Genomic DNA, 12,708 nt, shown 5'->3' with positions numbered 1-12,708 from the left:
GAATTAGTGTAGACTAGCACCATAGACTCTATGGGGAAGGGGGGGAGCGATAGAAGATGAAGCCTGCTGTCATCGGTACGTTTGCGATCTTTTTCGCAGCCCTTATATACATCTTATTCAGCCACTATATCAGCCCAGGATTATCTAATTCGCAAGGATCCCAGAATGACGATACAGCGGATAATAAGGTGGAAGACGCGCCAGAATCATTTGTCACCCTGAAAATGATTATGCCTGGCGATCTGTCGGCGCGAATGGGAGACTTCGTTGAGAATGAATTGAACGACCGACTGAAAAGAGATTTGAATATGAAGCTTGAATTGACGTATATCCCATGGTCCAATTACCAACAAAAGTTGGAACTGGCCTTATCCACCGGAGAAGATTACGATTTGTTCTGGTATGGCGCACCGTTCGTCTCCGTCTACTACACCAAAGGTTATATTAGGCCGTTAGATGAGCTTCTTAGCCAATACGGGCATGATCTGATTAAACATATTCCCGATGAGAACTTCAAGCAGAACCGGATCGACGATAAGCTTTGGGCGATACCGTCCCAAGCATTCACTTCCGCCGGGAAATTCTCTTCCGTCTTGGTCCGCCAGGATTTGCTGGAGAAGGTCGGCATGTCAGACATTAAGACAATCGCAGATTTAGAACAGTTTTATCAAGGCATGCAAGCGATAGATCCTAGTTATTATGGTTATTTGGAAACCGATCGCGGGCATGAAATGTTGTGGCGCGAACTGACAGACCGAAACTATTCCTCATTGGATGAGCGAATGTTGTTTATGGTGGACGAGGATTCCGGGAAGCTTGTGAGCTATGTGGAGTCTGAGATATTTAAAAAAGTAGCTCAATTACGCGAATCATGGGTGAACAAGGGGATCATCGACATGAACCTTGTGGGCAATCCGGCAGCGAAGATCGATCAGGAAAATGCGGGCAAGCTTCTTTTTCGTGTAGGCGCGGTCTCCAGAGCGATGGAAAATTTGCAGACGGCACGGAATGCCGATCCGAATGCGAGACTCCGCGAATATTATCTGGCCAAGGAGAAGCCAAAGTATATTACGACCCCAAGCAATGAAGCCTTTATGATCACTTCCGCATCGGAAAATCCGGAACGCGCGATGATGTTCATGAATTGGATTTTGCATAGCAAAGAAAATTACAATTTTATCATATATGGGGTAGAGGGGAAAGATTATGAGCTGGAAAACGGTAAAATTAAGCAATTGACCAATGACCAGTTGATGTACGAATGGATGTGGCGGAACAAGGATTATTTTATCGCGCCTGCCAGTGTGGAAGATGACATTATCGAGGATATGCTTACGAATGACGAGAATTCTCGCATTTCCAAGCTATTCGGGTTTCATTTCAACGAGGCGTCCGTCAAAAATGAAATGGCGCAAGTGATGGCGGTCTATAAGGAAAAGCTTGAGCCCATTATTTTCGGGTTGGCCAGTTATGATCAATATTACGAAGATGCAATCGCATCGCTCAAGAAGGCAGGCTTCGACATTGTTTTCGCCGAATTGAACAAGCAGTTCACGGAATTCCAACTCCAACATTAAGATGCTAAAGCCCGAAGCCTGGAGGACGATCGATCATGAGCAGATTCAATATCTTTACCAAACTGATGGCCACTTTGTTTATTTTATTGATCCCGATCCTGCTCCTGTTTGCCGTGTCGAATCGAACAAGCACGGGGGTATTGACCGAAGAAATTATTAAGGTGAAGCGATACCAGATCGAAACGTTCGCCAACCAATTGGATCAATTGTTTTTCCGGCTGGACACGTATAAGAAAATGCTGTATGAAAGTACGGATGTACGAAATTTAGCCTATCCCGACTTGCTTGATGACGTCTTGGATAAATATAGAATCAATCGAACCGTTTCCGAAGAGATTAATAGACTAGCCGGTTATGGCGATTGGAAAGCGGTGATCGCGGTCCTCTATCCGAAGACCGGAATCGTCATCAAAAGCAACTCCAGCTTGAACGCGCTTCCAAAAGAACTTCCCGCACAAGATACGTTCTGGCAATACTATTCCGATTCCAATGAGGATTATTTCATGGGAATATTGTCATATCCCGAGAACTCGGCGGAGTCAGGCGAGGCGCATATGAGGGTTGTGCTTAAATTCGGCGTAGCCGCTTTGCGCAGCGCTTTGTCTGAATTTAAAGCGAATGGTTCGGGAGATCCGTTCCTGTATCTTCCGGGATCAGACCCTATTTATAATTATTCGGTTAACGTGAATCAAATCGACGAATTTCTTCCCCGGCTTAAGGAGATCGATCCCTCGACGGAAAGCGGATATATGCTGCTTAAATCCGACAAAACGAAATATCAGGTTCATTATCAGAAGCTGGAATCATTAGGCTGGTATCTTGTTGATTATGTGCCGATCAGCCATATTATGGCGCCGATCAGCCGGAACCAGACGATGTTCTATGTCATAAGCGGCATGCTGCTGTTTATGGGGGCGTATCTTGCCTTTGTTATGTATCGTAATATTCAGATTCCTTTTCGCAAAATGATGCAGAACATGAATTTGATCGAAAAAGGGATTTATTCCGTGAGGATGACAGACAAGCCAAAAGGGGAGTACCGGTTTCTTTATGATCGATTTAACTCCATGGCGTCCAAGATAGAGGAACTGATTGTGGATGTATATAAAGAACAGCTTCGATCAAAGGATGCGACGCTGAAGCAGCTGCAATCACAGATTAATCCACACTTCCTCTATAACACGCTCGCTTATATTAAAAGTATGATAGAGTTGAACGAAAACAAAGCCGCTATTTCGATGACCATGAACTTGAGCAAGTATTATCGTTATACGACCAAGACGGGGAGCAAGATGGTACGGCTGAAAGAAGAACTGGACTTGATCCATTTTTATCTGGAAATCCATTGCATGTTAAGAGACGACTTTGAATTTCATATCGAAATCGAGCCGCAGATGGAAGATCTCGAAGTGCCACGGTTAATTGCACAGCCGCTAGTCGAGAATGTGATTCTTCATTCATTCAATAATCATCCGGAATACGGAATGATTACCATTAGGTGCTGGAGGGACGAAGGGATGAACCATGTAGCGGTTGAGGATACGGGCACCGGAGTTGATTATTCCATGATCGAGTCTATTAGAAGGAAGATCTATTCGAGCAACGAAGAAATAGAATCCGGTCTGAAAAACGTTCATCAACGTCTGCGATTAATGTACGGCGGCGACTCGGGCTTGCAGGTTAGCAAATCGGATTTAGGCGGACTTTGCGTACAATTAAGTTGGAGCAGCAAGGAAAGCGTGTCTTGACTGAAGGAGGAACAAGCATGTACGAAATATTGATCGTGGACGATCACACACACTTGGTTGACAGTCTGGCAATTGGTCTTCCGTGGGAGCAGATGGGGATCACTCATGTCTATAAGGCTTATTCCGGCGAAGAAGCTCTGGAGATGCTCAATTACCGCTCCGTTGATATTGTGGTAACGGATATCCATATGAACGGAATGACCGGACTCGAATTGATCGCCCGAATCAATGAGAAATGGAAAAACACGAAGGCTGTTATTATAACCGGATACGATGAATTTCAATATGCGAGAGAAGCCATCCAGCAGCAAGTAAGCGATTATTTGTTGAAACCGGTATCGAACGAGGAATTGGAACAAACCCTTCGCAATCTAATAGATCGAATTACAGAAGAAGGAAACGAGCTGTTGAATCAACAAAAATTCGTGTATCGTTTCCGGGAAAGCTTACCCAAATTAAGAGAAATGTTTTTGTTTGACCTCATATCCGGCAAAAATTACCCCATATCTGATTTGAAGGACAAGATCCAGTTATATGGGTTGCCCTTTTCTGTCCACAAGGAGTCCATCCTCTTATGTATGAGAGTGGAGGAGGATTACTCGAATACGGATCTTTATAGTCTCTCGTTGATTGAATATGCCATGTTTAACATCGTAGAAGAAGTGTTTATGAATAAATTCAATGTGATGTATTGCAAAGATTCGCATGATTATTTGATTTTCATGGTTCAAACCAATCAGCTCGAACAATCGGACAAAGACAGTTCGGCTATGATAGAAGACTTGGCCAGACTCTCCCAGCATCAAATCAAACTATATTTAAAGTCGAAGGTTTCCATTGTACTAAGCAATTGTGGAGCATTTCCGACAGACATCCTGCCTATGTATCATTCTGCTTTATCGATCTATACCGATTATATCGGCTATCAGACGGAAAGCTTTTTTCATGCGACGCAAAAGAAAGAAGTTTTCGAAATCCAGCCGCTTGGCGAGCTTTATCGCCCCCAAACCTTAATGGAGCTAATCGATATCGAGCGTTGGGCGGCATTCGAGGGCAAGCTGACCCGGATCTTCGAGGAGCTTGAAGGCGCAGGCAGCGGAGCCCGTGAATACGGGTTTGAAATCTATGTTGCGTTGCTGCAAGCGTACTCCTATTATTTGCACAAGAAGGGCAAACGGGTCTTTGAAGTGTTTGGAAGAGATATTGAGAAGCTGTTGAAAATGGATGCCAGCTGGAGTGTGGGTCCGTTAAAAGAATGGGCCTTCGGCAGCTATGTTCAAATCAAAGCTTACAGCGACAGCCGTTCGGACAATATTCGATTGGACTTGATGGAACGAATTCGCCGATTTATACAAGAAAATATAAAAGATATAACGCTGCAAACGGTAGCCGATCATGTCAATCTGCATCCGGTATATGTATCCAACTTATTTAAGCTGGAATCAGGAGAAAACTTCTCCAACTATGTGCTTCGCCTGCGAATGGAGAAAGCGGTTCAATTGTTGAATCACAAGGATCTGAAGATCAATCAGATTGCGCTTGAAGTCGGCTATCAGAAGCCGCAGTATTTCATTAAGTTGTTCAAAACGCAATACGGGATGACGCCGCAAGAGTATAAGAACAGTTTATGAGCAGAACTCATGAAATAAAATAATAGGAACGAATGGGGAGCAGCCGGTCAGAGTGATCGGCTGCTTTTCAATGTTGCGCTTGGCGGGTTTCCTTCCGGTACTCCCTGGGTGAGAGGCCCGTTTTTTTGCGAAACAGTCTGTTGAAAAAAGTGATATCTTGGTAGCCGACCGAGGAAGCAATGTCCGCAACTTTGCGGTCGGTCGTACGGAGCAATCGGCATGCTTCGTCGATCCGGGCCGATTGGACGTATTCGATAAACGTCATGCCGGTTCGGCTTTTGAATTTGCGATGAAATTGCCGCTCTCCAAGAGCGGACAGTTCGGCTGCTTCCTTCAATGTAATGGGGGAATGGAACCGGTTATGGATGATATGGAGCGCCATTTCCATACCTGGCGAAATGGGTTCCTGCCCAGTAGAAGACGGCTCGTCCCGGTAGCGGTGAAGGTACAGCAGCAGCTCAAGTACGGCCAAGTGCAGCTCGGTGTTCCAGCCTGACCGCTTGGTTGTGTAGGCGTCATACAGCTTCAGAAATAGCCGCCGGAATTCACCAAACGCGTCGCGGTATTGTTGCCAATCGGGCTCGTCCAGCAGCGTTGCAAGCTCCGCTCCTCCGGGAAAGCTCTGCAGCAGAGGTCGAATCGATTCTACAGCCATCAAGCAGTTGTAGACGATAGGCGGGCGGCTGTCCGATGCGGCAGCAGGACGGAATACGTGGGAGACTCCGACAGGAATGAGGAAAATGTCACCTTGATGCACTTGCAACGCCTGATCGCCTATATAATGAGTGCCGGAACCTTCCCCGACATAGCTGATCTCCAGAAAATCGTGGCGATGTTCAATCTTTTCGAAAGCTTCAACCGCCCGGTTCACGAATATGGGAACATCGGGACGAAAATAATGATCGCCTTTGGACAAGCTGATTGAACGTTGAATCGCCATCATGATCTCCCCATAGTCGCACAATGATGTCTGAAATATCCCGTATAGAAGTCAGGATCGACAGGATATTCGGACTCAGCCTCATCTTATAATGAAAAAAAAACGAATACAAGCGTTACGTGAATAGGAGATGACGGCGTGAACGATTTGCACCAACTAAATGTGTTAAAGAGGGAGTTCCTCGATCCGCCGGCTGAATTAAGCCCGCTGCCGTTCTGGTTCTGGAATGATGAGTTGTCAGCAGAGGGAATCATCAGACAAATCCATGACTTCCACGCGAAGGAAGTAGACGGCTTCGTCATTCACCCGCGGATGGGCCTGCCAAGGTCGATGCCTTATCTATCGGAGCCTTATATGGAGCTTGTCGAATTGGCGGTAGCCGAAGCGGATAAGCTGGGCATGAGGGTCATTCTTTATGACGAAGGCATGTATCCTTCCGGCTCTGCTTGCGGAATGGTCGTGAAGGAGAACGGTGATTACGCCAGCCGTGGTTTGCAAATGAAGGAATGTCCTTGCATGGCGACCGGAGAAGCTTTTCAAACCCCGATTGAGCTGCAGCCGGGGGAAAACCTGGTTTCCGCACTGGCGGTTCGCAAGCTTTCCGAGGTGGAGATTGATGCCAAGAGCACGCTTGTGCTTCGTCCCGAGCAGGACCGTATTCGGTTTACCCCTCCCGATTCCGGAGATTGGTCGGTTTTATTATTCATCGAGACACCATCCAAGGGGACTATCCGAGGGGTTCATCCCGGTCAGGACGACGGAGAATCCGACGCTCCTTTGGCCGCCGACTTATTGAATCCCGATGCGGTTGAGACCTTCATTAGGTTGACTCATGAAACGTATTACAAGAAGCTGAGCCGCTTCTTCGGAAGCACGGTTATTGCCATGTTTACGGATGAGCCGGATTTGCTCGGGCGCAGTCATTTGAAGGGATTAAAGCCGTGGACCCAAGGTTTCATGAATGAATATAGGGAGAGTGGTTGCCGGGAACAGGATTTGGCGGTGCTTTGGTTCGAAGCCGGAGACAAGGCGGCAATGATCCGCGAAGCTTACGACACGGCAGTCCGCAATCGGCTGGCCCGGACGTATTATAAGGCGCTGGCCGATTGGTGCGAAGCCCATGGGATCGGTCTGACCGGTCACCCGGCGGCGAGCAACGATATCGGGCTGTTGGAACATTTTCATATTCCGGGACAAGATGTGGTCTGGAGATATGTTGCGCCGGAGGCAGGAAAAGCGGTGACTGGCGTGCACAGCACGATGGGCAAGTGCTCGTCGGATTCGGCGCGCCACCGCGGCAAACGAAGAAATATGAATGAAAGCTTCGGCGTCTGCGGAATCGAGGGAGGTTGGTCGCTCAGCGCCGACAATATGAAGTGGTATTTGGATTGGCTGTTCGTCAGAGGCGTCAATCTGATCGTCCCTCATGCTTTCTATTACTCCATTCGCGGGGAACGCAGAGATGAGCGGCCGCCGGATGCGGGGCCCAATAATATATGGTGGCAGGATTATGCCCAATTTGCGAGATATATGAAGCGGATGAGCTGGCTGATGACCGACGGCCGAAACGGCGCGGAAACGGCGGTTATCGCTGGGGATGCCGAATTGCCATGGAGAATCGTCAAGCCGCTGTACGAAGGGCAGATCGAGTTTAATTATTTGGAAGAAAGCCTGCTTAGCAGCTCCACCGAATGTAAAGATGGAGTATTGTCGATTGCCGGTTACCGCTACAAGGCGGTTTTGGTGGAGGATGGCAAGCGTCTAATGCCGGACAGTTGGCGGATGCTGCGAACCTTTGCTGAACAGGGCGGATTGGTCATCGAGCTCGCCGATGACATTCAAACATCGACTGACATCGGTCAGGTTCGGGTTGGCCGAGAGGAACAAATACCGGAGCTGCTGGCACGCACGCTCGGCAAAGATGCTCAGCTTGAGCCTGCAGCGGATTCCATCCGAATCAGCCGGATAACGAAGAATGGCATCCTGTTCTACGTTATCGTGAATGAAGGCGAAGCCGGTTACGAGGGAACGCTTGCGATGAACCGCTCCGGTTATACGGAATATTGGTTGCCTTGGACCGGAGAAGTTAGGCAGGCAAGAATCGAACAGGCAGCGGAAGGCCAGAGGCTGCATGTAAGAGTCGAGCGCCGGGAATGTGTGATTATCGCCGTAGATCCGAATATGGAGCAGGGCGGAATGAACTGTGAACCAGGTGAGGCTATTGCAATTACCGATTTGTCTACCCATTGGCGTGTCGTTGGGGGCCAAGTGAGGAATGTGGAACTACCGGCTCTTTCCTCCTGGACGGAATGGGATGGACTGAAGCACTATTCCGGTACGGTTACGTATGAGAAAAGCTTTGAGCTAAGCGATCCGTCTGCATGGGCCGAGGTTAAGCTTGATCTTGGCGAGGCTCCTGAACTGGCACGGCTGTGGGTCAACGGCCGGGAAGCGGGAGTGCGCATGTGGAGTCCTTATCTATTCGACATTGGAGACTTTTTAAGGCCAGGGACGAATGTGCTTAAGGTAACGGTAACGAATAGCTTAGCCAACCTTTACGACGGTAAGTCGTATGCTTCCGGGCTGATTGGACCGGTACAGCTTAACGGTGTAAGGAAGTAACGAAATTGTTTATATAGCCTCAGTAATGAATTTTTCTGAACTGGCTGGGACTTAATTGCTCATGCTTCTTGAAGACCGAACAGAAGTAGTTGACGTCATCAAATCCCGCCAGTGATGCAATTTCCTTCACTTGCATGTGGGGATGCTGCAGCAGCATCTCCTTGCTTTTCTTAATTCGGACAGAGTTAATGTACTGGAAAATCCGGATGCCTGTCGTTTTCTTAAAAACCGTGCAAAGGTGCTGAGGCGTATATTCCGTGATTGCGGCTAAGTCCTCCAAAGTTAAAGGCTGGGCAATGTTCTTATCGATATATTGGAAGAGCGGCCTCAGCCTACTATTCAGATTCGTAGCGCTATTGTCCGGTTGCGTAGACGTATATTGCAAGAGATCCGTCATCAGCGCGTAAATGATGCTGGAGCATTGGACGCTCTTCAAGGGGATGTCCGCTTGTTCGATGTCCAGTATAGCTTGCGTTTTGGCCGCGAATATTCCTGGTCTCGATACGAACAAGACGCCGGATGATACGATTCCAGCCGTTCGCTTCAAGAACGCATCGACTTGATGGCCATCGAAGACGATCCAATCCACGATCCAGGAAGGGCTAACGGCGTAATATTCATGGGCGACACCTTTGAATAGAAGTATGCCCATCCCTTCTTTTACACGAAACGTTTTTCCATCCACACGCAGCTCGCCTTCGCCTTCTACGCTTTGAATCCACTGATATAAGTAGCCATTCGGACGGACGACATGCTCTTGATTCCAATCTTGTCCTACCTGAACAAGATAATAAGGAAGCTCCCTGTCCCACTCCGTAATGACGGGAATGTATCTTTTCGTCATCTAATCCCTCACCTTAATATATTGCTATTATTCTTAAAATCATTAGATTGTTAGCTATTTTACGGAGTCTTACAATAAAAATATAACAAAGGTTAGGAAGACGCAAGGGAATTCAAATCCATGCAGCGAAAGGATGTTACTGTTATGTGTCGTGTCGAAACAAAGATAATGAATGGCTGGGAATTTACTTTGAAAGAACCCGAGGATCGCAACTTCGAGCCTGTACATTTGCCGCATGATTGGGCGATCACTGCTCCGATCAATCCAAACATGAAGCAAGCGAAAGATCAGGGATTCAGGGATAGATGGGGGATTGGCTGGTATAGAAAGCAGTTGGCCATCAAAGAGATAAAGAAAGGCTTTGTCTATAAGCTGCAATTCGACGGCGTGTATGAGAACAGCACGGTATGGGTGAACGGCAATGAGGCCGGCGGTCAAAAATACGGCTATTCGAGGTTTACGCTCGATATTACGAGTTGTATTCAGGAAGGGAATAACCTGATCCTAGTCAAGGTCGATAACACGGCTTTCCCGGCCGACAGATGGTATTCGGGAGCGGGGATTTATCGGACCGTCAAGCTGCTTGAATTAAGGGAAAACCATCTTGAGCCGGAAAATATATTCGTGAAAACAGCGGTTATCGGTAATACGGGCATGCTGACGATCGAGACGGGCGTTGCTTCCTTGGTCAAAGCACGTGTCACGAATGGAACCACACAGGTGATCGGCGAGTCCGACAGCGGAACGATCCATATCGAAATCCCGCAGGTCAAGCTGTGGGGTCCGGATCAACCGAATCTGTACCGTGTGGAATTAACGCTTATGGACAACGACCAAATCGCCGACATTTATGAACTGCGAATTGGCGTCAGAACGATCGAAATGGTTGTAGGTAAAGGCATGCTGATCAATGGTCATGCTATTAAAATAAAAGGTTTTTGCGTTCACCAAGATGCAGGCTGCGTTGGCGTAGCCGCCACTCCTGAAATATGGAAGGATAGGCTGCTAGAATTCAAAGCAATGGGCTGCAATGCCATTCGCACCGCCCACCATATGCCGGCATCGGAGCTGCTTGATCTATGCGACGAGCTGGGATTGCTAGTCTACGAGGAGCCATTCGATAAGTGGACCGGCGGCTCTTACCGAAGATATTTCGAGACGGAGTGGCAGCGCGACTTGGAAAACATGGTCCGACGGGATCGGAATCATCCGAGTATTTTTATATGGGGGGTTGGGAACGAGGTCGAGCATCAAGGGCAATCATCCATGCTGAAGATCCTTCAAATGTTGAAGGACCACCTGCTTACGCTCGACGATACGAGACCGGTCACTTATGCCATGAACCCCCATTTTAAATACGAAAACAATGTTGATCTTGCGAAGGTGGAAGATATTCAACAGTTTGTGGATACGGATAGCGATACGGAAATCTATGACCAAGCCGAAAGGGTTGAACGCATCCGAAGAATCGGCGAGATTGTGGATGTCATCAGCTGTAACTATCAGGAGCAATGGTATCCTGCCATCCACGAGGCTATTCCGGACAAATTGATATTGGGAACGGAGACGTACCAGTACTTCAGAGGCTATCCTGATCAAATGCAAAATTTCAGCGAGGATGTGCCATGGATTGATGTGGAGAAACATGATTACGTCATCGGCGGCATGTTGTGGACCGGTATCGATTATTTGGGAGAATCGATGGGGTATCCTGCCAAAGGCTGGGCGGGCTCCTTGTTCTATACCAACAACGAGCGTAAGCCGCTCTCCTATTTGTATGAGAGTTATTGGTCGGAGAAGCCGATGGTCTATTTGGCCGTGATGGACTATTCCTTACAGGACGAAGGGGTCAAGGAGCATTGGGACGCGCCAAGATACGCAAGTCATTGGAACTTCCCGCAATTCAATAAGACGGTTATTCCGTATATGGTCGCGACCAATTGCGAAGAAATTACTTTGGAATTGAACGGCAAGCAGCTTTATGTGAAGCAGCCGTCCTCTTATCCGAACCGAATGATCACTGGCTATCTGCCTTATCTGCCTGGAATCGTAACGGTAAAGGGGTTCATAGGCAAGCAAGAGGTCTGTAAGTATACGCTCAGAACGGCGGAGCCAGCTTCTAGACTGAGCTTTGATGGGGAAGATATCAGACTGGCAGCCGAGGAAGGTTATCAGAAGTTATTCACCGTCCGAGCATTCGATAAGGAAGGAATCCCCGTATTCCGCGAAAGCGCGAAGGTAACGTTCCATGTTACCGGGCCGGCGGAGATTATAGCTGTAGATAATGGCGATCTTTGTTCCAGCGAGCCCTATGACCGAAATTGGATGCATATGTACCGAGGCTGCGTCAGCACGGTCATCCGATTCACCGGAGAGCGAGGACGCGTTGTGCTGTCGGCCGTCGCCGAGGGGATGTATCCCGCGGAGCTTGTTATTGTTATCAATTAAGGAAACACACGATAAAAAGACGATTGATCTGTGAAGATCGATCGTCTTTTTCGTGTTGACGAACTTATATTATTTCTATACTATTAGAAATATAGAAATAACAATTTATGTAATTAAACGAATAGGTTAAGGAAAGGCGTGGTATGGATGAGTCATAAGCCTTTGTTAGTTATCGTCGGTTCTGGACCGGGAATAAGCGCCGGTATTGCCAAAAAGTTTGGCAGTAATGGTTTCCGTGTGATTCTCATATCAAGAACCGAGCCGTCGCGGGAACGTATCTTGGAGGAGCTTCGACAGATACCTATAGAATCGTATGGAATTACTGCAGATGCATCAGATCCGAATTCAATAAAAGAAGCTTTTAAACAGATAAAAAACAAATTCGGAGCCACTGATGTTTTGGTATATAATGCGGCACACATCGTGCCAGGAGATTCTCTTTCGTTAACCGAACAGCTGCTAATTGAAGATTTCAAGGTGAACACTGTTGGTGCGTTGACCAGCGCTCAACAAGTAATTCCCGATATGATCGAACGTAAACAAGGAGCGCTTTTTTTCACAGGCGGGGGTATTGCGCTCAATCCTAATCCACTTTATACATCATTATCGATTGGCAAAGCTGCGATCCGTTCGCTTGGAACTTCAATGGCCGAGACCTTGTCTCCTCATGGCATTTATGTAGGTCAGGTTTTAATCGCGGATCATGTCAAAAAAGGGACGTATTACGATCCGGACCGGATAGCCGATGTGTATTGGGAGTTATATAGTAAAAAAGAACAGAGGGAATATTTATTTAAGGAATGATTGCTATTCTGCAAGCGTGATAGGCGGGAAATTAGCAAGGCCGATGAATCGAGAAGTGATTCATCGGCCTTTTCTCGATTAAGACAGCTTCCCA

Annotated in this window: 8 protein-coding genes; 6 read left to right on the top strand and 2 right to left on the bottom strand. The window is 47.5% G+C overall.

Translation table 11 applies throughout. From position 1 onward, the window contains the following. The first annotated feature begins 56 nt into the window (after positions 1–56). Genes AC1DF0_RS00635 through AC1DF0_RS00625 form a run of 3 tightly spaced genes read left to right on the top strand, consistent with a single transcriptional unit; the run spans position 57 to position 4,956 of the window. Positions 57–1,577, top strand: coding sequence for an extracellular solute-binding protein (locus tag AC1DF0_RS00635; protein ID WP_477572743.1), 1,521 nt, complete (start codon positions 57–59; stop codon positions 1,575–1,577). Positions 1,578–1,612: 35 nt separating this feature from the next. Beyond that, positions 1,613–3,325, top strand: a complete 1,713-nt coding sequence (locus AC1DF0_RS00630; RefSeq protein ID WP_477572742.1) for a sensor histidine kinase — start codon at positions 1,613–1,615, stop codon at positions 3,323–3,325. Between the two features lie 17 nt (positions 3,326–3,342). Next, entirely contained in the window at positions 3,343–4,956 is a 1,614-nt protein-coding gene (locus AC1DF0_RS00625) for a response regulator transcription factor (RefSeq protein WP_477572741.1), read from the top strand. 67 nt (positions 4,957–5,023) lie between these two features. Here the strand turns inward: AC1DF0_RS00625 and AC1DF0_RS00620 are convergent, their stop codons facing one another. Further along, positions 5,024–5,899, bottom strand: a complete 876-nt coding sequence (locus AC1DF0_RS00620; RefSeq protein ID WP_477572740.1) for a helix-turn-helix domain-containing protein — start codon at positions 5,897–5,899, stop codon at positions 5,024–5,026. A 135-nt stretch (positions 5,900–6,034) separates the two neighbouring features. On the opposite strand from AC1DF0_RS00620, the gene AC1DF0_RS00615 reads away from it, so the two are divergent. Beyond that, complete coding sequence (locus AC1DF0_RS00615; RefSeq protein WP_477572739.1) at positions 6,035–8,518, top strand: glycosylhydrolase-like jelly roll fold domain-containing protein; 2,484 nt, start codon at positions 6,035–6,037, stop codon at positions 8,516–8,518. Positions 8,519–8,537: 19 nt separating this feature from the next. On the opposite strand, the gene AC1DF0_RS00610 is transcribed toward AC1DF0_RS00615, so the two are convergent. After that, positions 8,538–9,362, bottom strand: coding sequence for an AraC family transcriptional regulator (locus tag AC1DF0_RS00610; protein ID WP_477572738.1), 825 nt, complete (start codon positions 9,360–9,362; stop codon positions 8,538–8,540). A 144-nt stretch (positions 9,363–9,506) separates the two neighbouring features. Here AC1DF0_RS00610 and AC1DF0_RS00605 point away from each other — a divergent pair, with 144 nt between their 5' ends. Then, the gene (locus tag AC1DF0_RS00605; protein WP_477572737.1) at positions 9,507–11,810 is read left to right on the top strand and encodes a glycoside hydrolase family 2 TIM barrel-domain containing protein; all 2,304 of its coding nucleotides are present in this window, start codon (positions 9,507–9,509) and stop codon (positions 11,808–11,810) included. A 147-nt stretch (positions 11,811–11,957) separates the two neighbouring features. After that, positions 11,958–12,614, top strand: a complete 657-nt coding sequence (locus AC1DF0_RS00600) for an SDR family NAD(P)-dependent oxidoreductase (RefSeq protein ID WP_442048830.1) — start codon at positions 11,958–11,960, stop codon at positions 12,612–12,614. Positions 12,615–12,708 lie beyond the last annotated feature (94 nt).

The sequence above is a fragment of the Paenibacillus sp. 05T425 genome (genome assembly GCF_056396205.1).
The sequence above is the reverse complement of the archived record's forward strand: the minus strand, read 5'-3'. Positions and strand labels throughout refer to the sequence as shown.